This is a genomic window from Uruburuella suis, from assembly GCF_022870845.1.
Taxonomy (GTDB): Bacteria; Pseudomonadota; Gammaproteobacteria; order Burkholderiales; family Neisseriaceae; genus Neisseria; species Neisseria suis.
The window spans coordinates 2,366,747-2,389,700 of the sequence record NZ_CP091507.1; the positions used below are offsets into that span (position 1 = coordinate 2,366,747).

The 22,954-nt window shown below is 56.3% G+C and carries 25 protein-coding genes; 11 read left to right on the forward strand and 14 right to left on the reverse strand.

Annotation, left to right across the window (positions count from 1 at the left end):
* Positions 1 to 17: 17 nt before the first annotated feature.
* Positions 18 to 458, forward strand: coding sequence for an META domain-containing protein (locus LVJ78_RS10790; RefSeq protein WP_132954045.1), 441 nt, complete (start codon positions 18 to 20; stop codon positions 456 to 458).
* 374 nt (positions 459 to 832) lie between these two features.
* Here LVJ78_RS10790 and bioB read toward each other — a convergent pair whose 3' ends face one another.
* From bioB to LVJ78_RS10810, 4 genes are all read right to left on the reverse strand, one after another.
* Complete coding sequence (bioB, locus tag LVJ78_RS10795) at positions 833 to 1,840, reverse strand: biotin synthase BioB (protein WP_132954044.1); 1,008 nt, start codon at positions 1,838 to 1,840, stop codon at positions 833 to 835.
* A gap of 171 nt (positions 1,841 to 2,011) precedes the next feature.
* Positions 2,012 to 2,572, reverse strand: a complete 561-nt coding sequence (locus LVJ78_RS10800) for a hypothetical protein (RefSeq protein ID WP_243650353.1) — start codon at positions 2,570 to 2,572, stop codon at positions 2,012 to 2,014.
* Between the two features lie 12 nt (positions 2,573 to 2,584).
* A complete protein-coding gene (locus LVJ78_RS10805) occupies positions 2,585 to 3,118 on the reverse strand; it encodes an alpha/beta hydrolase (protein WP_132954062.1) in 534 nt (177 codons plus the stop codon).
* A 73-nt stretch (positions 3,119 to 3,191) separates the two neighbouring features.
* The gene (locus LVJ78_RS10810) at positions 3,192 to 3,968 is read right to left on the reverse strand and encodes an exodeoxyribonuclease III (protein ID WP_132954043.1); all 777 of its coding nucleotides are present in this window, start codon (positions 3,966 to 3,968) and stop codon (positions 3,192 to 3,194) included.
* A 239-nt stretch (positions 3,969 to 4,207) separates the two neighbouring features.
* Here LVJ78_RS10810 and pyrE point away from each other — a divergent pair, with 239 nt between their 5' ends.
* The 7 genes from pyrE (at position 4,208) to coaD (ending at position 9,987) form a co-directional block, all read left to right on the forward strand.
* Positions 4,208 to 4,849 carry an orotate phosphoribosyltransferase gene (gene pyrE, locus LVJ78_RS10815; protein ID WP_132954042.1) on the forward strand — a complete coding sequence of 214 codons (642 nt, stop codon included), beginning with the start codon at positions 4,208 to 4,210 and terminating at the stop codon, positions 4,847 to 4,849.
* Between the two features lie 112 nt (positions 4,850 to 4,961).
* The gene (locus LVJ78_RS10820; protein ID WP_132954041.1) at positions 4,962 to 5,354 is read left to right on the forward strand and encodes an MJ0042-type zinc finger domain-containing protein; all 393 of its coding nucleotides are present in this window, start codon (positions 4,962 to 4,964) and stop codon (positions 5,352 to 5,354) included.
* Positions 5,351 to 6,664: an amino-acid N-acetyltransferase gene (gene argA / locus LVJ78_RS10825; protein WP_132954040.1), complete on the forward strand. Its 1,314-nt coding sequence runs from the start codon at positions 5,351 to 5,353 to the stop codon at positions 6,662 to 6,664. The genes LVJ78_RS10820 and argA overlap by 4 nt, the downstream gene beginning before the upstream one ends.
* A gap of 98 nt (positions 6,665 to 6,762) precedes the next feature.
* Entirely contained in the window at positions 6,763 to 7,032 is a 270-nt protein-coding gene (locus LVJ78_RS10830; RefSeq protein ID WP_132954039.1) for an oxidative damage protection protein, read from the forward strand.
* Between the two features lie 561 nt (positions 7,033 to 7,593).
* The gene (gene menA / locus LVJ78_RS10835; RefSeq protein WP_132954038.1) at positions 7,594 to 8,502 is read left to right on the forward strand and encodes a 1,4-dihydroxy-2-naphthoate octaprenyltransferase; all 909 of its coding nucleotides are present in this window, start codon (positions 7,594 to 7,596) and stop codon (positions 8,500 to 8,502) included.
* Positions 8,503 to 8,588: 86 nt separating this feature from the next.
* Complete coding sequence (locus LVJ78_RS10840) at positions 8,589 to 9,284, forward strand: Bax inhibitor-1 family protein (RefSeq protein WP_132954037.1); 696 nt, start codon at positions 8,589 to 8,591, stop codon at positions 9,282 to 9,284.
* Between the two features lie 190 nt (positions 9,285 to 9,474).
* The gene (gene coaD / locus LVJ78_RS10845) at positions 9,475 to 9,987 is read left to right on the forward strand and encodes a pantetheine-phosphate adenylyltransferase (protein ID WP_207894311.1); all 513 of its coding nucleotides are present in this window, start codon (positions 9,475 to 9,477) and stop codon (positions 9,985 to 9,987) included.
* A 164-nt stretch (positions 9,988 to 10,151) separates the two neighbouring features.
* Here the strand turns inward: coaD and gluQRS are convergent, their stop codons facing one another.
* Entirely contained in the window at positions 10,152 to 11,036 is an 885-nt protein-coding gene (gene gluQRS, locus LVJ78_RS10850) for a tRNA glutamyl-Q(34) synthetase GluQRS (RefSeq protein WP_132954035.1), read from the reverse strand.
* A gap of 105 nt (positions 11,037 to 11,141) precedes the next feature.
* Here gluQRS and tsaB point away from each other — a divergent pair, with 105 nt between their 5' ends.
* From tsaB to LVJ78_RS10865, 3 genes are read left to right on the forward strand one after another with little or no spacing between them, the layout of a single operon-like run.
* Positions 11,142 to 11,822: a tRNA (adenosine(37)-N6)-threonylcarbamoyltransferase complex dimerization subunit type 1 TsaB gene (gene tsaB / locus LVJ78_RS10855; protein ID WP_132954034.1), complete on the forward strand. Its 681-nt coding sequence runs from the start codon at positions 11,142 to 11,144 to the stop codon at positions 11,820 to 11,822.
* Entirely contained in the window at positions 11,819 to 12,265 is a 447-nt protein-coding gene (gene rimI, locus LVJ78_RS10860) for a ribosomal protein S18-alanine N-acetyltransferase (protein ID WP_132954033.1), read from the forward strand. Before tsaB ends, rimI begins: the two co-directional genes overlap by 4 nt.
* A complete protein-coding gene (locus LVJ78_RS10865) occupies positions 12,259 to 13,056 on the forward strand; it encodes a uracil-DNA glycosylase family protein (protein ID WP_132954032.1) in 798 nt (265 codons plus the stop codon). The genes rimI and LVJ78_RS10865 overlap by 7 nt, the downstream gene beginning before the upstream one ends.
* A 284-nt stretch (positions 13,057 to 13,340) precedes the next feature.
* Here LVJ78_RS10865 and LVJ78_RS10870 read toward each other — a convergent pair whose 3' ends face one another.
* The 9 genes from LVJ78_RS10870 to groES form a co-directional block, all read right to left on the reverse strand.
* On the reverse strand, positions 13,341 to 13,796 hold the full coding sequence (locus LVJ78_RS10870; RefSeq protein WP_132954031.1) for a ClpXP protease specificity-enhancing factor: 456 nt from the start codon (positions 13,794 to 13,796) through the stop codon (positions 13,341 to 13,343).
* A 72-nt stretch (positions 13,797 to 13,868) separates the two neighbouring features.
* A complete protein-coding gene (locus tag LVJ78_RS10875) occupies positions 13,869 to 14,474 on the reverse strand; it encodes a glutathione S-transferase N-terminal domain-containing protein (RefSeq protein WP_132954030.1) in 606 nt (201 codons plus the stop codon).
* A 243-nt stretch (positions 14,475 to 14,717) separates the two neighbouring features.
* Positions 14,718 to 15,506 carry a cytochrome c1 gene (locus tag LVJ78_RS10880; RefSeq protein WP_207894310.1) on the reverse strand — a complete coding sequence of 263 codons (789 nt, stop codon included), beginning with the start codon at positions 15,504 to 15,506 and terminating at the stop codon, positions 14,718 to 14,720.
* Between the two features lie 14 nt (positions 15,507 to 15,520).
* Positions 15,521 to 16,870, reverse strand: coding sequence for a cytochrome b (locus tag LVJ78_RS10885; RefSeq protein WP_132954028.1), 1,350 nt, complete (start codon positions 16,868 to 16,870; stop codon positions 15,521 to 15,523).
* Positions 16,871 to 16,881: 11 nt separating this feature from the next.
* A complete protein-coding gene (gene petA / locus LVJ78_RS10890; protein WP_132954027.1) occupies positions 16,882 to 17,466 on the reverse strand; it encodes a ubiquinol-cytochrome c reductase iron-sulfur subunit in 585 nt (194 codons plus the stop codon).
* A 121-nt stretch (positions 17,467 to 17,587) separates the two neighbouring features.
* A complete protein-coding gene (locus tag LVJ78_RS10895) occupies positions 17,588 to 18,337 on the reverse strand; it encodes a Nif3-like dinuclear metal center hexameric protein (protein WP_132954026.1) in 750 nt (249 codons plus the stop codon).
* Positions 18,338 to 18,532: 195 nt separating this feature from the next.
* A complete protein-coding gene (locus tag LVJ78_RS10900; protein WP_132954025.1) occupies positions 18,533 to 20,515 on the reverse strand; it encodes a PhoX family protein in 1,983 nt (660 codons plus the stop codon).
* A gap of 399 nt (positions 20,516 to 20,914) precedes the next feature.
* Positions 20,915 to 22,561, reverse strand: coding sequence for a chaperonin GroEL (gene groL / locus LVJ78_RS10905; RefSeq protein ID WP_132954024.1), 1,647 nt, complete (start codon positions 22,559 to 22,561; stop codon positions 20,915 to 20,917).
* Between the two features lie 98 nt (positions 22,562 to 22,659).
* On the reverse strand, positions 22,660 to 22,947 hold the full coding sequence (gene groES / locus LVJ78_RS10910) for a co-chaperone GroES (protein ID WP_132954023.1): 288 nt from the start codon (positions 22,945 to 22,947) through the stop codon (positions 22,660 to 22,662).
* Between the last annotated feature and the right edge of the window lie 7 nt (positions 22,948 to 22,954).

Genomic DNA, 22,954 nt, shown 5'->3' on the forward strand with positions numbered 1-22,954 from the left:
TTATTGAAGGATAAACCATGAAACCCGCCGTTTTGCTGCCGCTGTTTTTGAGCGCCTGCATCGCCATCCCCTTTCCCGTACCCGGCAAAAGCCAGCGGCCGCCGCAACAGATTTACGGCCAATGGCAGATTACCGAAATCAACCGCCGCGCCGTGGAAGCGCCCGACATCAACCTGCGCATTTTCAGCATCAACCCGCAGTTTAGCGCCCGCACCGATTGCAACCAATTGTTCGGCCACTATACCGCCGGCGACAACCACAGCCTCACTTTCCACGACATCGCCGCCACCCGCATGGCCTGCCCCAGCATGCAAATCGAGCGGCAGCTGGCCAAAACCCTGCCGCAAGTGCAAAGCTACCGCATCCAAGGCCGCCACCTCGAGCTGCTCGACAGCGAGGGAAAACGCATCGTGCGCGCCAAAGTCAGCACCAGCGATGCCGACACCGCCGAACACTGAACACTTCGCCGCCGGTAAACAGCCAAAAAGGCCGTCTGAATATTGTTTCAGACGGCCTGCTTTATGATTAATGCGGCAATATTTCCAACCCGCAGCCCGTAGGTACGATTAGCCGCGCCTTTTGCGGCGTAATCGTACGCATGCATTCGGGCGTGGAAACCTATCCCGCCGGTTGGCATGCGTACGGTTACGGCCTGCGGCCTAACCGTACCTACGCGTTATAGTTAAAACAAGAAAAAGTGATACAAAACAACGTACTATCACGGAGTAGGTCGGGTTGATAAACCCAACGTTTCAGACGGCCTGTGGGCTTGTTGGGTTTTCAACCCAACTTACCCGTTGTGTCACTTTTTTATGCATTCCACTATAGCTGCTCAAGCCTGCGGCTGATGCTGCAAAGGCCGCAAGCCGAGCTTATCCATCAACATGCGGTCGCCGTCTTCTTCCGGGTTTTCGGTGGTGAGCAGTTTGTCGCCGTAGAAAATCGAGTTGGCGCCGGCCAAGAAACACATGGCCTGCATGGCTTCGGGCATATTGGCGCGGCCGGCGGAAAGGCGCACATAGCTTTGCGGCATGGTAATGCGCGCCACGGCGATGGTGCGCACGAATTCGGTCCAGTCCAAATCTTCCGCTTCGGCCAAGGGCGTGCCCGCCACTTTTACCAATTGGTTGATTGGCACGCTTTCGGGCTGCGGGTCGAGGTTGGCCAGGCTGGCAATCAGGCCGGCGCGCTCGGGGCGGCTTTCGTTCATGCCCACAATGCCGCCGCAGCACACTTTCAGCCCGGCGCCGCGCACTTTGCCCAGCGTGTCCATGCGGTCTTCGTGTTGGCGGGTGTGGATGATGTCGTTGTAGCGCTCGGGGTCGGTGTCGAGATTATGGTTGTAGTAATCCAGCCCGGCGTTTTTCAAATCTTCGGCCATGCCCGCTTCGAGCATGCCGAAGGTGCCGCAGGTTTCCAGGCCGATGCTTTTCACGGCGCTGATGATTTCGCCCACTTTTTCCACATCTTGCGGTTTGGGCCCGCGCCAAGCTGCGCCCATACAGAAACGGCTGGCACCGCGTGCTTTGGCGATGCGGGCTTTTTCGAGGATTTCGGCCACATCCATCATGGTTTCTTTTTGCACTTCGGTGCTGTAGTGCGCCGATTGCGGGCAATATTCGCAATCTTCGGGGCAGCCGCCGGTTTTGATGGAAAGCAGAGTGGAAAGCTGGATTTCTTGCGGGTTGAAATATTGGCGGTGCACTTGGGCGGCTTGGTAAACAAGCTCGAGCAGCGGCAGCTCGAATAATTCTTCCACTTGGCATTTGCGCCAATATTGGGCGGTGGCATGCGGCGCGCGCGCGCTTTGGCGGCGCAGGGCTACGGGGGATACGGTCATGATGATGGGCTTTCTGAAAATTTCGCAGCGGCGCAATGTCGCTGACGTGCAGCTTGCAGGCGCAATGTCTGCAAGTGCTCAAACGAGGCCGTCTGAAAGTTTTCAGACGGCCTCAAAAGTGATTAGTGTAACGGCTTTAAACGCGGCTTACAATCTTTGCAGCGCTGCCTTTTATTCAGGCGGTTTCCAGCCTTTTTTCCAGCTTTTCAAATCCACCACGGCCGGCGGCGCGCCGAAATCTTCAAACCAGCTGTCGACCGCCCATTTTTCACCGCTGCCGTTTTCAATCAACTGCGCCGCATAATGCAAATCGATAATGCGTGGCAGGCGGTAAACCGGCTTGCCCACGCTGTGGTATTGCAGCCAGCCCTGCGCGGCCAGATAGTTGAGAAACGTGGTGGTGTTGGTGCTGTGGTCGGCGCAATCCATGCGGCCTTCGGCCAAGCCGTCGCGGAAGTTGCCGCCTTTGTCCTGATAAATCGGGCTTTGTGCGCCGGCATTGAGATAAAGCTGCTGTACCGCATCGCGCACGGCATCACGCTCGGCGGCGGCGCTGTTTATATTTTGAAACAAAGCTTGCAGGCGCGCGCGCGTGCCGGCATCCACATTCACATAAGTGTCGGCCTTGCAGCCGTAGCGGTAGCAAATCTGCATGCGCTCGGGCGCGGCCGCTTGGGCTGCGTTTGCCGCCAGCCACAGCAGCGGCAAAAGCCATAATTTTGTTTTCAGCATTTTTCAGACGGCCTAATTCAACAACATTTCCTGCATCAATTTCATGCCCCATTGCCAGCCGTGCAGATGGCTGTTTAAGTGCCCTTGATGCGGCGACACCAGCAGCCGCGCATTCAAGCAGGCCGCTTGTTGCGCCGCCCATTCGCGCGGGCATTCGGGGTCGTTTTCGCCAATCACCAGCGCGGTTTTGCAATGGCAGCGCACGCGTTGCAGCGTGTGGCAATCATCATCGGGAAACGCGCTTTGCAGCGGCGACACCAGCATCATGTTTTGAATCCGCCGCTGTGTGTTGACATCGGCCAGATAAAGCCACGCGAGCCAGGCCGACACACCCGCGCCGTGCGCCACCACCGCCACATTATTGCTGTGGATGCCCTGCCAGGCCGTCTGAAGCGCGGCCTGCCATTGCTCGATGTGCTGCGTGCGCGCCGCTTCGGCCACGCGCACCATCGGATAGCTCACCGCCCAGCGGTCGAGCCACATTTCCGGCTCGTCGGCATCGCGGATCAGCAATAAGGTGAGGTCTTCGAGTTGGTGGGTTTGCATGGTTTGCGCTTTATCTTTCAGACGGCCTGTATGTTTATGCACACCGCAGGCCGTCTGAATAAGGGTTCATCATTCAAATCGAATAATCATATTCCACCACCAAAGGCGCGTGGTCGGAAAATTTTTCTTCTTTATACACATGCGAGGCCACGGCTTTGGCGGCCAAACCGGGCGTGACCATTTGGTAGTCGATGCGCCAGCCCACGTCTTTGGCATAGGCCTGGCCGCGGTTGCTCCACCAAGTGTAGCCGGGGATTTCGGGATAGAGCGTGCGCCACATATCGGTCCAGCCCAATTCGGCGATCACTTTGCCTATCCAAGCGCGCTCTTCGGGCAGAAAGCCGGAATTTTTCTGGTTGCCTTTCCAGTTTTTCAAATCGATATTTTGGTGGGCGATGTTCCAATCGCCGCACACCACGATATCGCGGCCTTCGGCTTTCATCTCGTTGAGCATGGGGTAAAACGCATCGAGAAAGCGGTATTTCAATTCTTGCCGCTCGGGCGCGCTGGTGCCGCTGGGCAGGTAGAGCGAAATCACGCTCAAACCGCCGAAATCGGCGCGCACAAAGCGGCCTTCGCGGTCGAATTCTTCAATGCCCATGCCGATTTGCACATTATCGGGCGCGCGTTTGCTGTAAATCGCCACGCCGCTGTAGCCGCGCTTTTCGGCGCAATGCCACACGCCGTGCATGCCGTGCGGATTTTTCATTTCCGGCTTCATGTCGGGCTCTTGCGCTTTTAATTCCTGCACGCACACAATATCGGCATCTACCCTGCCCAAATAATCGATAAAGCCTTTTTGCGTGGCCGAACGGATGCCGTTTACATTGGCGGAAATGATTTTAACCATGGCTCTAAAATGTGATAAATAAAACGCGATTGTACCCGAAAAGTGTTTCATACCCATCCAAAAAAACAAGCTTACTGCGTTGTTTCACCTTGCTCTGCCAACCGTGCTGTCTGCGGCTCGCCGCCTTGCCGGCTTACTTTTTTGAATGGGCATCACGGCCGCAAAACACTTCGCGCAGCTGCGCAGCCATTTGCGCTATAATCGGCTTATTGTTCCGAATCACTGCCAAAGAGCCTTTTATGTCTGATTTCCGTCAAGATTTTCTGAAGTTTGCGCTTGAGCAACAGGTGTTGAAGTTTGGTGAATTCACCACCAAAGCCGGGCGCTTGTCGCCTTATTTTTTCAACGCCGGCCTCTTCAACGACGGCGCGGGTACGCTTGCGCTGGCGAAGTTTTATGCCGAAGCGATTATCGAGAGCAAGGTGGCATTCGATATGCTGTTCGGCCCCGCCTATAAAGGCATTATTTTGGCCGCCGCCACCGCCATGATGCTGGCCGAAAAAGGCGTGAACGTGCCCTTTGCCTACAACCGCAAAGAAGCGAAAGACCACGGCGAAGGCGGCGTGCTGGTGGGCGCGCCGCTCAAAGGCCGGGTGCTGATTATCGATGATGTGATTTCCGCCGGCACTTCCGTGCGCGAATCGGTGCGGCTGATTCAGGGCGAAAACGCCGTGCCCGCCGGCGTGGTGATTGCGCTCGACCGCATGGAAAAAGGCACGGGCGACTTGAGCGCCGTGCAGGAAGTGGAGCAGCAATACGGCCTGCCGGTGGTGGCGATTGCCAATCTGAACGATTTGTTTACCCTTTTGCAAAACCACAGCGGATTCAGCGCTTATCTCGAGCCGGTGCGCGCTTATCGGGCGCGCTACGGCGTGGCCTGATCTGCCTTTCAGACGGCCTGTTTTCCAAATAGCAACACCCGCTATACAGGCCGTCTGAAACTGCTTACAATCTTTTGCATTCTTCATCAAAGTTATCCAAAGCGAGCCGATTATGCCCGTATGCGCCTGCCCGCACTGCAAAACCCAGCTGTGGGTGAACGATGCCCAGCTCAACATCGCCCAAGGCTTTGTGGTGTGCAGCCAATGCGAAGGCCTGTTTCAGGCCCGAGACCACACCCGCCCCACGCCGCCCAAACTGCAAGCCGGCCAATTGCCCGAAGCCCGCACCGATGTCAAGCTGGTGCACCGCATCGGCAAAGAAGTGCGCACGCGCAAAGTGTTGAGTAAAAACGAAATCGCCGATCTGCTCGACGGCATGCTGCCGCCCGAAGCCAAAGCCGCCCCGGCCGCCGCCAAAGCGCAGCCGTTTAACTGGACGCTCGCCTCGCTGGTGGCGCTCACCGTGTTAATCATGCAGCTTTTCTACTTATTGCTCCTGCGATGAACTTATCCGAATTTTTTGTGCGCGACTTTCGCGAAGCCGCCCCCTATATCAACTATCTGCGCGGCAAAACGCTGGTAATCGGCATTGCCGGCAGCCTGCTCGAAGGCGCTACTTTGCGCACGCTGGCCGCCGATCTCAACCTGCTCGCCAGCCTCGGCGTGCGGCTGGTGGTGGTTCACGGCTCGCGCAGCCAAATCAGCGCGCTTGCCGAAGTGCGCGGCCACACGCCGCAATACCACAACGGCCGCCGCATCACCGACGAAACCACGCTCACCCACGCCAAGCAGGCTTGCGGCATGCTGCGTTGCGACATCGAAGCGGCCTTATCCATCGGCATGACCACCGCCACCCAGCGCAGCCGCGCGCTCGCCATTGCCGCCGGCAATTTCGTGTCGGCACGGCCGCTGGGCGTGATCGACGGCATCGACATGGGCTACACCGGCCGCGTGCGCAAAATCGACACCGAATCCATCCGCCAGCGCCTCGACAGCGGCGCTCTGGTGCTCATCAGCCCGTTGGGGCATTCATTGAGCGGCAAAACCTTCAACCTGAGCATGGGCGACATCGCCGAAGCCGCCGCCATCGCGCTGGCTGCCGAAAAGCTGATTTATGTGGTGGAGCAAGAGGGCATACTCGACGAACACGGCACGCTGATCAGCAACCTTTCCGCCCAAGAAGCGCGCGAATTGCTCGATAATCAGCGCGCCCAGCCCAACCAGCGCCGCCTGCTGCAATCGGCCGTCAACGCGGTGGAAAAGCAGGTGCAGCGCACGCAGATTCTCAGCGGCCGCCAAGACGGCAGCCTGATACGCGAGCTTTTCACCCGCCACGGCGCCGGCACCTCGGTGGCGCGCGCCGCTTTTATGACCATCCGCCAAGCGCAAAGCAGCGATATTTCCGCCATCACCACCCTCATCCGCCCGCTCGAAGACGAAGGCGTACTGCTGCGCCGCAGCCGCGAATATCTGGAAAACCACATCGGCGAATTTTCCATACTCGAGCACGACCGCCAGATTTACGGCTGCGTGGCGCTGAAAACCTTTGAGCCGAGCGAAGCCGGCGAGCTTGCCTGCCTGGTGGTGTCGCCCGAAGCGCAAGACGGCGGCTACGGCGAATTGCTGCTCGAGCACCTGCTCGCCAACGCGCGCGCGCGCGGCATCCGCCGCCTGTTTGCCCTTTCCACCCACACCGGCGAATGGTTTATCGAACGCGGCTTTCAGGCCGCCGCCGTAGCAGATTTGCCTGAAGAGCGGCAGCAGGAATACCACCAAAGCCGCCGCCAATCGAAAGTGTTTGTTTACAGCTTATAAACCCAAACCTTTCAGACGGCCGATATACAAAAAAGCCGCCATCCATTAAAATCAAGGCCGTCTGAAACAAACCGCATCCATCAAAAAAGGAAACCGCCATGACCCGTATGGTTCAATGCATCAAGCTGGGCAAAGAAGCCCCCGGCATGAAATTCGCCCCGCTGCCCAACGAATTGGGCAAACGCATTTTCGACAACGTTTCACAAGAAGCGTGGGACGCTTGGACGCGCCACCAAACCATGTTGATCAACGAAAACCGCTTAAGCCTGGCCGACCCGCGCGCGCGCCAATACCTCGCCCAACAAATGGAAAGCTATTTTTTCGGCGAGGGCGCCGACCATGTGCAAGGCTACACGCCGCAGGAATAAAACGGCGCACCCACCATGCGGGCATGCCCCGCATTTTTTTATGTGTTCAAACAGGCAGCCTGCAACGCACTCAGCCTATTCAATATTCCACGGGCAATACCGATTCAAATCAATCAGCCATTATAAATATTGCATGCAAAGGCCGTCTGAAACATCCATCTTTCAGACGGCCTGTTGTTAAACTTACTGGTTAAATGGAAAATGCGCGCCTATGGCGCACACCTTTTGCCCATTTGAAGATGTCACGCAGCCGGCGCTATTTATAGTGGAATGCAGAAAAAGTGACACAACGGGTAGGTTGGGTTGAAAACCCAACAAGCCCACAGGCCGTCTGAAACGTTGGGTTTGGCAACCCAACCTACCTGTTATAGTGCGTAGTTTTGTATCACTTTTTCTTGCATTCCACTATACATCGGCAATCCTGCCTGAGATTGCGTTGCCCTCGCTGCCTGCCTATCTCGTTTTTCTGTAGCCGTCTGTACCTTTATCTGCATCAAACCCTTTCAGACGGCCTCGTTTATAATCCCCTCACTTTCCTCTTTAAAAAGAAAAGCCCTCAGAATGAGCTCCGCCCGTCATTGGATAAACGCCGCGCGTTTGCGCACGCTGCCTTTGGCCGCCGCTTCCACCCTTTGCGGCGGCCTGGTGGCCAAAAGCGCCGATGCGCTCAACGGCACGGTGTTGGCCTTGTGCACCGCCACCGCGCTGGCCTTGCAAGTGTTCAGCAATTTTGCCAACGACTATGGCGACACCCGCCACGGCGCCGATTCACCGCTGCGGCAGGGGCCGGTGCGCATGGTGGCCTCTGGGTGCATCAGCCAAAGCCGCATGCGCGCGGGCTTGGTGCTGGCGGCGCTGCTCTGTTGCGCGCTCGGCATCGCGCTGTTGGCGGCAGCCTTGCCTGCCGTTGCCGCCGCCGAACCTGCGGTTTGGCTGCTGTGGCTGCTGCTGGGCGCGGCGGCCATTGCGGCGGCTTTCGGCTACACCGCCGGCCGCAAACCCTACGGTTATCAAGGCTGGGGCGATTTTTCGGTGTTGCTGTTTTTCGGCTGGCTGGGCGTGCTCGGCAGCGCTTGGCTGCAAAGCGGGCAATTGCACCCGTCTGCGCTGTTGCCGGCCACGGCGCTGGGGCTGTGGTGCAGCATGGTGCTCAACCTCAACAATATGCGCGACATCTGCAGCGATTTGGCCGCCGGCAAGCGCACCATCGCCGCGCGGCTCGGCCTTTCGGCGGCCAAGCGCTACCACGCCGCGCTTTTGGCTATTTCCGTGTTGTTATGGTGGTTGTGGCTGCCGCAGGCTTTTGATGATGCAGCACAAGGCCGTCTGAAAGCCATATTGTTGCTATTGGCTTTTATCCACTTGTATTTTCTGAAAAAAGCGCCATCTTGCAGCGCATTGGATAAATTATTGCCGCAATGGAGCCTGAGCATTTTGGCTTGGGTGCTGCTGCTGTGGTTTTTTATCTGAACCAACCATACTTTTCACACAAAAGCCACGATTTGCTGCTAAAATCGGCTTTCTTGATTTCACACACTTCAAACGGAGCAAACGCCATGCAAAACGACGTTTACGATTACACCCAGGCCGCCGGCACCGGCGCGGTGCAGAAAAACACCGTGCTGCGCAAAACCTACGGCTTATTGGGTCTTTCTTTCATTCCTTGCGCCGCCGGTGCTTTTTTAAGCAGCCAAACCGGCATCAATCTTTACACCATGTTCGGCAACCGCTGGATTGCCTTCGGCGTGACGCTGGCCTTTTTCTACGGCATGATTATGCTGATTGAGAAAAACCGCCACAGCAATACCGGCGCGGCTTTGCTGATGGTGTTTACCTTCGGCATGGGCGTGCTCATCAGCCCGATGCTGCAATACAGCCTGAGCATCAGCAACGGCCCGCAGCTCGTGGGCGTGGCCGCCGCGATGACGGCCGCCGTGTTTTTCACCATGGCCGCGATGGCGCGCCGCACCAAAGCCGATATGAATTCGCTCGGCCGCTTTTTGATGGTGGGCGTGGTGGTGCTGATGGTGGGCGTGGTGGCGAATATGTTTTTGCAGATTCCCGCGCTCGGCCTCACCATTTCCGCAGGCTTTGTGATTTTCAGCTCGCTGCTGATTATGTTTCAAATCCGCAATATCATTGACGGCGGCGAAACCAGCCATGTGAGCGCGGCGCTGACCATTTTTGTGTCGCTCTACAATATTTTCAGCAGCCTCCTGCACATCCTCACTTCGCTTTTCGGTGAAGAGTAATATCCGGCTCCCAACACAGGCCAACTGCATTGCTCCATTTGGATTGTAAAGCAAAACACACAATGTAATCGCCTGTCATTTATGCTGTATCAAAAATGGCCGTCTGAACGCTTTCAGACGGCCATTTTTATTTTGACATTATCCGCTTGCGCACTTATGCTGCCGTTTTCACCGTTTTTTATCCCGCATCATGAACACAAGCCTGCGCCGCGCCGTGTATGCCGGCAGCTTCGACCCGCCCACCAACGGCCACTTATGGATGATACGCGAAGCACAAGCCATGTTTGACGAGCTGGTGGTTGCCATCGGCATCAACCCCGACAAACAAAGCACCTACAGCGTGGCCGAACGCGTGGCCATGCTCGAGGCCATCACCGATATTTTCCCCAATGTGCGCATCACCACTTTTGAAAACCGCTTTTTGGTGAACTATGCCCACGGCATCGACGCACATTTTATCGTGCGCGGCATCCGCACCGCCTCCGATTATGAATACGAGCGCTCGATGCGCTACATCAACAGCGATTTGCGCCCGTCGATTTCCACCGTGTTTCTGATGCCGCCGCGCGAATTCGCCGAAGTGTCGTCCACCATGGTTAAGGGCATGGTCGGCCCCAACGGCTGGCGCCACATGGTGCGCCGCTATCTACCGCAACCGGTTTACGACAAAATTCTCAGCGATCACGAAGGCAGCGAAGATTGAGCGCAAACAGAGGCCGTCTGAAAGGTTTCAGACGGCATTTGTTTATCTCGGTTTATTTATAGTGAAATGCATAAAAAAGTAAGCCAACAAGGCGGCGAGCCGCAGACAGTACAACTAGTACGGCAAGGCGAGACAACGAAGTTAGGTTATTTTTTGGATTGGTATTACTCCGTGGCAATCGCCGCTTTGGGCACTTTGGCCATATCCCAATGCCGCACCGCCCAAGCCAGCAAGTCCTGCGGCCTGCCCACTTCAGGCGCGGCGGGCAGCTTCAAATAAGCCATCACCTGCCGCAGCAAAGCTTCGCGCACACCCAAATCCAGCGCCGGTGCCAGCGTTTGCTTCGACCATTTCTGCCCCGCACCATTCACCAGCAGCGGCAGATGCGCATAATGCGGCTCGGGCGCATCCAAAGCGCGTTGCAGCCACAGCTGGCGCGGCGTGGACACCAGCAAATCCTGCCCGCGCACAATATGCGTGATGCCTTGCGCCGCATCATCGGCCACCACCGCCAATTGATAAGCCCAAAAGCCGTCGGCACGCAGCAGCACAAAATCACCGATGTCGTGCGCCAGATTCTGCGCATAATGGCCGACCACCGCATCATCAAAGCCGATGATTTCATCCGGCACGCGCACGCGCCAGGCAGGCGTTTTGTGCAAAGCCCGCTGCGGATCCAACCCGGCGCAGCAACCGTTGTACACAAAACCATCCGCCCCCGCACGCGCCGCCGCTTGCCAATCTTTGCGGCTGCAATCACAGGGATAAACCAGCCCTTTTGCTTTCAGACGGCCTAAAGCTTCATGATATAAATCATAACGGCGGCTCTGATAAGCCACGCCGCCGTCCCACTCAAAGCCAAACGCTTCCAGCGTGCGCAAAATATCATCTGCCGCACCGGCCATTTCGCGCGGCGGATCGAGATCTTCCATACGCACGAGCCAACGCCCGTCCTGCGCACGCGCATCGGCATACGAAGCCAGCGCGGTGAGCAGCGAGCCGATGTGCAACAGCCCGGTGGGGCTGGGGGCGAAGCGTCCGATATACATAATTCGCAACTGTGTTTGAAAATGCCATTATAAAAGTTTTCAGGCCGTCTGAAAGCCACTTCGGCAATGCTATAATGCAGCTTCTTTAATGAAAACAAACCCAGCATGCAAGCCGATTTTTCCCGCCCCACGCTCGCCATCGACACCAGCACCGGCTATCTTTCGCTCTCGCTGCATTCAGACGGCCAAACTTTATTGCACCACGTTGAAGCGGGCAATCGGCAATCGGAGCAGATTTTGCCGCAAATCGGTGCGCTGTTTGCTCAAGCCGGCATTTCGGCTGCGGATTTGGGCGCGATTGTGTATGCGCAAGGGCCGGGCGCATTTACCGGCCTGCGCATCGGCGCGGGTGTGGCGCAAGGCTTGGCCGCGCCGTTTGCCACGCCGCTTATCGGCGTGCCCTGCCTGGATGCGGTGGCTTGCCAAATCAGCGCGCCCTGCGTGCTGGCCGCCACCGATGCGCGCATGGGCGAAGTGTTTTACGCATGGTTCGACACCGCCGACCACCGCCGCTTGAGCGATTACCAAGTGGGCAAAGCGGCAGAAATTGCGCTGCCGCCGGGCTTTGTTGCAATCGAGGCAAAAGGCGTGGGCAATGCCTTTGCGCTGGCCGATGCGCCGCCTTTTGCCGGCACACCCGACATGCCCACCGCCGCCGATTATCTGCGTTTGGCGCAAAGTGGCCGCTATGCCGCCACCGGCGCGGCGCAGGCCGAGCTTTTATATGTGCGCAACAAAATCGCACTCACCGCGCAAGAGCAGGCGGCGCGCAAGGCGCTCACATGAAGATTCGCACGGCAGCACTTGAAGATTGCCCGGCCTTGGCGGCGCTGGATGCCCGATGCAACCCGTCGCCTTGGTCGGCCGCGCAGTTTCAGACGGCCTTACACAGCACGCACGATTATGTGGTGGTGCTGGAGGGCGCCGGGCAAACTTTAGCCGGCTTTGCCGTGTGGCAAACGCTGTTTGACGAATCGGAGCTGCACCTGATTGCCACCGAGCCTGCGCTGCGACGGCAAGGCTTGGCCACGCAATTATTAAGCGAATGGTTTCAGACGGCCGCCGCAGAAAACGTGCAGCGCCTGTTTTTAGAAGTGCGCGAGGGCAACCTCAATGCGCAAGCCCTTTACCGCAAACACGGCTTTGCCGAATGCGGCCGCCGCCGCGATTATTACCCGCTACCCGAGGGCGGCCGCGAAGATGCGGTGTGGATGGAGAAAATATGTTAAGCAGCCGTTATCTGCATTTGCACGAAGCGCTGGGTTTGGGGCCGATGTGGCTGAAGCAGGGCGCCAAAGTGCTGAGCGCCGCACCCGCTGCGGCCGCCCCAAAAGCAGCAGCACAATCTGCGCCGGCCGCAGAAGCGCCCGCCCGCAGCCCCGCAAACGCATCCGTTGCCCGCCAAGCCGCCATAGCCGCTGTGGGCGGCCAAAGCGCAAACCCTGCCGCCCTCACACTGCCTGCCACACATTTCACCCAAGCAGATGTGCCAAACAGGCCGTCTGAAAAAATCTTAGCCGAATCAGCACCCGCAACCACTGCACGCAACAGCGCCGATTACCACGCGCTGCTCGCCGGCAAAGTGCAACCGTCGCAAGTGGTGGCCGTCAGCATTTGTCCATCACCGGAAGACCGCACCGCCGGCCATCTGTTTAGCGGCGATGTCGGCGTGCTGCTCAACAACATGCTCGCCGCCATCGGCTTGGGTGCCGCTGATGTGCACAAAACCAGCTGGGTGCAGGATGCGCCCGCGTTCACGCCCAACCCCGATGCCGCCGATATCGCCGCCGCGCTGCCGCGCATGTGCGCCGAAATGGCGCTGGCCGAGCCCAAAGCCGTGCTGCTGCTCGGCCAGATTTTCGAACAAACGGAGCACGCCGCTGCCATCAGCGCATTATGCGGCCCGTTGCCTTATTTTATCGTGCCCCACCCCGCCCGCCTGCTGCGCCAACCGCAATTGAAAGCACAAGCTTGGGCGAGCCTGAAGCAATTGCGGCGTGCCCTTGCAATGGCGGGTTAAAGCGCGGATTAGCGCGGCAGCATACCCATTTTTTATCACTGCCATATCGGCTTTTGCAGCAGGCTCCAGCCACCCAACCAATAATCCGACAACACACCATGCCGCCAAAACAGTAAAAGCAGGCAGTAAACCGATAATGGAAATAGTAAGGCCGTCTGAAAGATTGATGTTTCAGACAGCCTTAATTTTTACCGATGCACGCCCACTATAGTGGAAACAGTAAGGCCGTCTGAAACTTTTCAGACGACCTTACCTTTATGCGTTTGCTGCATGATTTCAAACCGCTATTTCACCAATTTCAAGCCTTTTTTCGGTTTATCGCCATCGCTTTTCTTACCGGCTTGCTCTGCGCGCGCATCGGCTTTTTCGCCGGCATTTTGCGCATCGGCAGGGTGCGGCGGCTCGGGCGTGTGGTTTTCTTCCGTTTCCAGCGCTTCCACTTCAAAGCCCATGCCCTCGCCGCTCTCGCGGGCGAAAAGGCTGATTACATGCCCGATCGGAATCCACACTTCATGCGACACGCCGCCGAAGCGGGCGGAAAAGCTCACCCATTCGTTATCGATAATCAGATTGTGGCTGGCGGAGGGGCCGATGTTGAGCACGATTTCATTATCGCGCACATATTGCATCGGCACGCGGGTTTGCTCGTTTACCCAGGCAACGATATGCGGTGTTTGGTCGTTATCCACACACCATTCATACAGTGCGCGCAGTAAATACGGTTTGGTGCTGCTACTCATCTTGTTTATCCCTTTCAGACGGCCTCGATATTTAATCCGGCCGGCATATACAGGTGGCTGAAACAGGCCTGTTTAGCGGCGCATGGCTTTTTCTGCAGGCGTTAAGGCTTCGATAAAGGCTTCGCGCTGGAAAATACGCTCGGCGTATTTCAGCAACGATGCGGCGGATTTGCCCAGTTTGATGTCGTAATGATCCAAGCGCCACAGCAGGGGCGACAAGGCTACATCAATCATGGAAAATTCTTCGCCCAGAATATATTTGTTTTTGGCGAAAGCCGGTGCCAGCAGCGTTAAGCCCTGCGCAATCGCTTCGCGTGCACGGGCTTGGTCTTTGCTGTTGGCCTCAGGCATTTCCAGCACTTTCACATGGCCGAACAGCTCTTTTTCCATGCGGTAAAGCACCAAGCGGCCGCGGCCGCGCATCACCGGATCGCCCGGCATCAGCTGCGGATGCGGAAAGCGCTCGTCGATGTATTCGTTGATGATATTGGATTCGTGCAAAATCAAATCACGCTCCACCAGCACCGGCACTTGGTTGTAAGGATTCATCACCGCCAAATCTTCAGGCTTATTGAAAATATCCACATCCTTGATTTCGAAATCCATGCCTTTTTCATACAAAACAAAACGGCAGCGCTGGCTGAACGGACAGGTAATACCGGAATAGAGGGTCATCATGTTGGGGCGGCTCCGAGAGAATTCAGGCAGATGTGTTTTCAGACGGCCTGAAGGAAATTGAAAACAGTTTATTATAGCAACTTGCTTGCCGATTTGCCAGAAAATACGCTCAACATATTGTTTTAAATGGATTTTCAATAAATTCTTACTTTTTAAGAAAATCAGTTTGCCGACAAAGCCAGGCCGTCTGAACGTAAAAAAGGCAAAACCGAGTGGTTTTGCCTTTTATTTGAGCCGTTGAAATTAATGCACGTCTTTCCAGTATTCTTTTTTCAGGAAATAAGCCAGCGGCAGCATCACGGCCAGCAGGAAAATCAGCACGATATAGCCGATTTGCTTGCGCTGCATCTGCGCAGGCTCACCCATATACACCATGTAGTTCACCAAATCGCGCACGTAATCGTCATATTCTTTTTCGATGACCTTGCCGTTGGGCAGGCGGCGGCTGTGCAGGCCGGTGCTTTCCCAATAAAGCTTGGGCACCAGATTGCCGTGCTCGTCTTTTTCCCACACCGGTTGGCCGTCTTTATCCAGCTCCACCGCTTTCACACCTTGCTGCTCCCACAAGGGGTGCGGCATACCTACTTTGTCGAACACGGTGTTATTCCAGCCGGTGGGGCGGGTCGGATCTTGATAGAAGCCGCGCAGGTAAGCATAAAGATAATCGGCACCGCGCGAGCGGGCAATCAGGGTTAAATCAGGCGGCGCCGCACCAAACCATTTTTTGCCCTCGGTCGGCGTCATCGCAGCCTGCATCACATCGCCGACTTTATCGGTGGTGAACATCAGGTTTTTCTTGATTTCGTCTTCGGTCAGGCCGATATCTTGCAGGCGGTTGAAGCGCATACCGGTGGCCGAGTGGCACGAGAGGCAATAGTTGGTGAAAATCTGCGCACCGCGTTGCAGGCTCACCTGGTCGCCCAAGTCGATATCCACTTTTTCATAATTGGCGTGGCCGCCGGCTGCTGCCGCCATACTCATCGGCGCTGCCAGCAATAAGGCAGCAAACCAGTTTTTAAATGTATTTTTCATTTTCGCTGCCCTCATCAGATATTGGTTGCAAACAGATATGCACCCACAAAGGCGATCGCCACATACACAAAGAACATCCATTTCTGCTTGCTTGTGCTCATGGTGACGCGTTCGGGCACGGGGCGGTCTTTATCGATTTTGGTGTAAAACGGCATGCCCAAGAAGAACGCGAAGTAGATCACGCTCAGAATCTGCGCCACGATGGTGCGCAAATTGGTGGCCGGCAAAGCGCCCAAAATACCCAGGCCGATAAAGGAAATCACAAACAGCACCAGCATGGTTTTGAAAATCGGGCCGCGGTAGCGCACCGATTTCACCGGCGAGCGATCGAGCCACGGCAAGAGTGCAATCAACACCACCGCAGCGCCCATACCGAGCACACCCCACACTTGGGTGCCGAAGAAAGAAGGAATCGCACGCAAGATGGCGTAAAACGGGGTGAAATACCACACGGGGGCAATGTGCGCCGGGGTTTTCAGCGGGTCGGCCGGGTCGAAGTTGGGCGCTTCCAAGAAGTAGCCGCCGCCTTCGGGGGCGAAGAACATAATCGCGCAGAACACAATCAGAAACACCACGGTGCCGAGAATGTCTTTCACGGTGTAGTAGGGGTGGAACGGAATGCCGTCGAGCGGCAGGCCGTTTTCGCCTTTGAGCTTTTTGATTTCCACGCCGTCGGGGTTGTTGGAGCCCACTTCATGCAGGGCAATCAAGTGCGCCACCACCAAGCCGACCAACACCAGCGGCACGGCAATTACGTGCAGGGCGAAGAAGCGGTTGAGGGTAACATCGGACACGTTGAAGTCGCCGCGAATCCATACCGACAAATCGGGGCCGATCACGGGAATGGCGGCAAAGAGGTTAATGATTACCTGCGCGCCCCAAAACGACATCTGACCCCACGGCAGCAAATAGCCCATAAAGGCTTCGGCCATCAACGCCAGGAAAATCAGCGAGCCGAACACCCACACCAATTCGCGCGGTTTTTTGAACGAGCCGTAAATCAGGCCGCGGAACATATGCAGATACACCACCACGAAAAACATCGATGCGCCGGTGGAGTGCATATAGCGGATAATCCAGCCGCCCGACACATCGCGCATGATGTATTCCACTGCGGTAAAGGCAGCGGGCAGGTGATAGGCGTTGGCATTGCCGTCAGGCTTGTAGTTCATGGTCAGGAAGATGCCGCTGACGATTTGAATCACCAGCACCAGCAAGGCCAGTGAGCCGAAGAAATACCAGAAGTTGAAGTTTTTGGGCGCGTAATATTCGGTTACGTGCTCCTTCATCATTTTAGACAAAGGGAAGCGTGCGTCCACCCAGCCTAACAATGATTTGTTTTCATTATTGGTTTGGTTTGCCATGATGAGTCCCTTTATTTGTCGTCGCCGACCAAAATGGTGGCGTCGGTCAGGTATTTATAAGGCGGAACAATCAAATTGGTCGGCGCGGGCACACCTTTGAACACGCGGCCGGCCAAATCGAATTTAGAGCCGTGGCAGGGGCAGAAAAAGCCGCCTTGCCAGCTTGCGCCCAAATCGGCGGGTGCCACATCGGGGCGGAAGGTCGGCGAGCAGCCCAAATGGGTGCAGATGCCGATTACCACGAAGATGTTGTCTTTGATGGAACGCAATTCGTTTTTGCAGTATTCGGGCTGATGATCGACATCCGACGATGGATCGGCCATTTCGCCATCTTGTGCGGGAATGCTTTTTTGCTGCGCTTCGGTGCGGTTGAGCACCCAAATCGGCTTGCCTTGCCATTCAACGGTCATCAGCTGACCGGCTTCGATTTTGCTGATATCCACTTCGATGGGCGCACCGGCGGCTTTGGCTTTTTCCGAGGGGAACCAGCTGGCCAGAAAGGGCGCAGCCACACCTACGGCCGCCACACCGCCCGCTCCGGCAGTTGCCAAAGTGAGGAATCGGCGGCGGCCTTGATTGATTTCTTTATTATCCATTATTCAGTCATCCTAATGATTGGGAATACCGAGCCATTAAACTCCGCAATTCTACCTGATTTTATAGGGATACTTAAAGCATTATTTAAAATAAGGTAAAGTTTTGCGACAAACTTTGATTTTATGCAGGATTTTGTTCGTCAAAAAAATGCACCGACACATCAAATGCCTGCGCCAAAGCCTGCCCCAAAGCCCGCACGCCGTAGCGCTCTGTGGCATGGTGGCCGGCGCTGATAAAGGCCACGCCGGTTTCGTTGGCCAAGTGATATTGCGCTTCGGAAATCTCGCCGGTAACAAAAGCATCCACGCCCTCATCGATGGCCGTCTGAAAGAAACCCTGTGCACCGCCGGTGCACCAGGCTATCTTTTTGATTTGCATGGCCTCATCGCCCACCACCACGGGCGCCCTGCCCAATTTTTGCATCAATTCACCGGCCCAATAGCTTAAGGTTTCTACTTGATCGGGGCGGCCGATATGGAGCAGATTCTGCTCGCCGCACGCATAATCGGTTTGCCAGCCCATCCGCTTGGCCAGGCAGGCATTGTTGCCCAATTCGGGGTGGGCATCGAGCGGCAGGTGATAGCCGGCCAGGTTGATTTGGTGTTGCAACAATGTTGCAATGCGCTGCTTTTTCCAGCCGGTGATGGTAATCGGCTCGTTTTTCCAAAACATGCCGTGGTGCACCAGCAGCATATCGGCGCCCTGCCCGGCTGCATAATCAATGGCGGCGCGGCTGGCGGTGACGGCGGTGATGATTTTGGCCACTTCATCGCACCCTTCCACTTGCAGGCCGTTGGGGGCGTAATCTTGAAACAGGCGGGTTTGCAACGTGTGGTCGCACCAGTCGAGAATGTCGCGGCGTGTGGTCATGCTTATCCTTTTTTTGGTTGCTAACGTTTCAGACGGCCTCGCAAGATATATCGGATAGCAAGACATGCAGAGGCCGTCTGAAACGCAAATGTAGTGGCATGTATTCTACCCGAATCGGCGCCAGCATTATGATAAAGGCCGTCTGAAAGCTTCAGACGGCCTGATTTACATCAATATTTTGAAACCATTTGCCGCTCAGCTGCCAATCACGCCGCCGTCGTTTTTGGTGATAACCACGGTGGCGGCGCGCGGGCGGCCGGCGGCCGCACCGTCGGGCCAGCTGGAAACGGCGGTGGGGCGGGCGGGATCGCTGTCGCCTTTTGAGGGCTCGCCCGGGTGTTGAATGTTGATAAACATGGTTTTATTGTCGGGCGTGAAAGCGATGCCGGTGATTTCGCTGCCGTTGGGGCCGGTGAGAAAGCGGCGGTATTCGTTGCTGCCCAACACGGTGGCCACCATTTGGTTGTTGCCCATGCCGGCATATTCTTTCATGTTGAGCGTGGAGGTGGACACATCGGTTTGAATCCACAACACACCTCGATTGTCGAACGCCAGGCCATCGGGGCTGCCGAAATCATCGCCGTTGATGTTGCCTTTGTGCTCCGGTTTGACAGCCTGTTTATTGCCGGCCAGCACCAAAATATCCCATTTAAATGAAAGCTTGGTGCCGTCGCCATCGGCTTCCTGCCAATGAATGATGTGGCCGAACAGATTATTGGCGCGCGGGTTGGCGGCATCGGCGGCAGGTTTGCCCGCCTCGCCGCGCTGGCTGTTGTTGGTGAGGGTGCAATAAATGCTGCCGGCGGTGAAAGGGTCGGCGGTGATCCACTCGGGGCGGTCCATCTTGGTCGCGCCCACTAGGTCTGCGGCCATACGAGTTTTCACCAGCACTTCGCCTTGGTCGGCAAAACCGTTTGCGGCGGTGAGGCCGTTTTGGCCGTGCACCAGCGCGAGCCAGTCGCCGCTGCCGTTTTCATTGAAGCGGGCAGCATAGAGCGTGCCCTCTTCCAACAGGCGCATATTGGCAGCGCGGTTGCCCGGCTGATAGCGGTTTTTCGACACGAATTTATAAATGTATTCAAAGCGTTGGTCATCGCCCATATACACAGCCAGGCGGCCGTCGGGGGCAATGGTCACTTTGGCGCCTTCGTGTTTGAAGCGCCCCAGCGCGGTGTGTTTGCGCGGTGTGGATTTGGGATCGAACGGGTCGATTTCCACCACCCAGCCGAAGCGGTTGGGCTCGTTGGGGTTTTTCTCGCTGTTGAAACGCTCGTCCACTTCGCTCCAGCGGTAGCTGTCTTCCGATTTGCCGATGCCGTAGCGTTTTTCCAAGGCGCTGATGTTGCCGCTGGGATTGGTGAAAATATCGCTCCAGTTTTCTTCGCAGGTGAGGTAAGTGCCCCAAGGTGTGTAGCCGTTGGCGCAGTTTTGCATGGTGCCCAGCACGCGCTCGCCGCGTGAATCGGCACGGGTTTTCATCAGGCTGTGGCCGCGGGCGGGGCCGGTGATGCCCATCGGCGTGTTGGCGGTGATGCGGCGGGCATAGCGCGAGGGGCGCACCACTTCCCAGCCGTTGCCGCCTTTTTTCACTTCAACAATCGACACGCCCATCGCGTTTTGGCCTTTGCGCGCTTTGTTTAAATCCCAATTGGCGCTACCGTCTTTAAACAACAAACCGTTGTCGATATATTCGTGGTTCATCGCCAGCAAGCCGTGATTGGAAGCTTGCGAACCCAGCGGCACGGGGAAATAAGCCATGCCGTCGTGGTGCATACCGGCCTGAGCCGCCTGCTCGATGGTGGTGTTGCTGCCGTCTTGCTTAAAGGCGGGCATATTGCCGGCGATGCCCACGGGGTCGCCCCATTTATAGAATGCGCGGGCGCTGTAGCCTTCGGGCACTACCACTTTGTCTTCAGTCGAAAACGGCACCGGGCGGAAACCCAGGCTGCGCGCGCGCGGCATATCGCTGCCCAACACTGCAGCCTGCGCCGGATTGGCCAAGCCCAACACACCGAGCGGCAAAGCCGCAGCCACGCCCAATGCACCGCTGCTTTGCAGCATGGCGCGGCGCGACAGATGTGTATTCATCACTTGCGAAAATGCCGCATTGCCGCTCTCATTGCTGATTTCGTCGGCGTGGCTGTTTTTAATCAAATGGTTTTTCAGTGGTTTGCCCATGGTTCGGCCCTTTGTCTTTTTCGTTAATAATCATTACTCGGTGATGCATCTGCAAAACAGGGCAAGCTTAAAGGGCACAGATGACAGTTTGATGTGAATTTAATGACGCTTTTATGACAGAAAGGCCGTCTGAAAGCTTTTCAGACGGCCTTTGGCATTATGCAAAAATCCCGCAGCAAGCGCAGTTTGCATATGGGGTAAATGCCATAAACGCGCATGTATTTGTTCATACAACAACAAGGCCGTCTGAAAGATTATGGTTTCAGACGGCCTTGTTTTAGGGTGGTTTATTTAAATTGACATGAAACCTTCAGACGGCCTTTTGTGCAATACAAAAAATCCCGCAGGCTTTCGCGCTGCGGGATTTTGCCGGTTAAAGCATGTCGGTTTCAGACGGCCTTACATCATACCGCCCATGCCGCCCATACCCCCCATGCCGCCCATATCAGGCATGGCCGGTTTGTCTTCCGGGATTTCGGCAATCATGCATTCGGTGGTCAGCATCAGGCCGGCGATGGAAGCGGCGTGTTGCAGCGCAGAGCGGGTTACTTTGGCAGGGTCGAGCACGCCCATTTCAATCATGTCGCCATATTCACCGGTGCCGGCGTTGAAGCCGAAGTTACCCTTGCCTTCCAACACTTTGTTCACCACCACGCTGGGCTCGTCGCCGGCATTGGCCACGATTTGGCGCAGCGGCGCTTCGATGGCGCGCAACACGATTTGCACGCCGGCTTTTTGGTCGGCATTGGCCACGGCCACATTGTCGAGCGAAGAGCGGGCACGCAACAGCGCCACGCCGCCGCCGGCAACCACGCCTTCTTCAACTGCGGCGCGGGTAGCGTGCAGGGCGTCGTCTACGCGGTCTTTCTTCTCTTTCATTTCCACTTCGGTGGCCGCACCCACTTTAATCACGGCCACGCCGCCGGCCAATTTGGCCACGCGCTCTTGCAGTTTTTCTTTATCGTATTCGCTGGTGGCGGTTTCGATTTGCTGGCGGATTTCTTTCACGCGCGCATCAACTGCTTCTTTGTTGCCCAAGCCGTCGATAATGGTGGTATTTTCTTTGCCCACTTCGATGCGTTTGGCTTGGCCCAAATCTTCCAACGTGGCTTTCTCAAGCGACAAGCCCACTTCTTCGGCAATCACGGTGCCGCCGGTGAGAATGGCGATGTCTTGCAGCATGGCTTTGCGGCGGTCGCCAAAGCCCGGCGCTTTCACGGCCACGGTTTTCAGAATGCCGCGGATGTTGTTCACCACCAAAGTGGCCAAGGCTTCGCCTTCCACATCTTCAGCGATAATCAAGAGCGGGCGGCTGGTTTTGGCCACTTGCTCGAGCACCGGCAGCAAATCGCGGATGTTGCTGATTTTTTTGTCGAAAAGCAGCACAAACGGGCTGTCGAGCGCAGCGATTTGTTTTTCCATGTCGGTGATGAAATAGGGTGACAAATAGCCGCGGTCAAACTGCATGCCTTTTACCACTTCCACTTCGTTTTCCAGCGATTTGCCGTCTTCTACGGTGATCACGCCTTCTTTGCCCACTTCGTTCATGGCTTTGGCGATGATTTCGCCGATGGATTCATCAGAGTTGGCGGAAATCGAAGCCACTTGGGAAATTTCTTTTGATTTTTCCGGCACCGGCTTGGCGATTTTTTTCAACTCATCCACCAAAGCCACCACGGCTTTGTCGATGCCGCGTTTCAGGTCGGTGGGGTTCATGCCGGCGGCCACATATTTCATGCCTTCTGCCACAATAGATTGCGCCAGCACGGTGGCGGTGGTGGTGCCGTCGCCGGCCACGTCTGAAGTTTTAGAGGCCACTTCTTTCACCATTTGCGCGCCCATGTTTTCGAATTTGTCTTTCAATTCGATTTCTTTGGCTACAGACACGCCGTCTTTGGTGATGTGCGGGCCGCCGAATGCGCGATCCAGCACCACGTTGCGGCCTTTGGGGCCCAAGGTTACTTTAACGGCGTCGGCCAATACATTGACGCCTTTTACCATTTTTTGGCGCACTTCATTGCCGAATTGTACGTCTTTTGCTGCCATGTTGGATTCTCCGAATAAATAGATTGATAATCTTGAAACAGGCCGTCTGAAACATTTGCAGGCTTTCAGACGGCCTTAGGTTTTTGTGTGGATAAAGATTATTCCACGATGCCGAAAATATCTTCTTCGCGCATTACCAACAGCTCTTCGCCGTCGGCTTTCACGGCCTGGCCGCTGTATTTGCCGAAAATCACTTTGTCGCCGACTTTCACATCCAGCGCGCGGCGTTGGCCGTCTTTGCCGACTTTGCCTGCGCCCACGGCAATCACTTCACCCATATCGGGTTTTTCAGCGGCCGAGCCCGGCAAAACGATGCCAGAGGCGGTTTTCTCTTCAGCTTCCAAGCGTTTGACAACTACACGGTCGTGCAGGGGACGAATGGTCATGTGTATG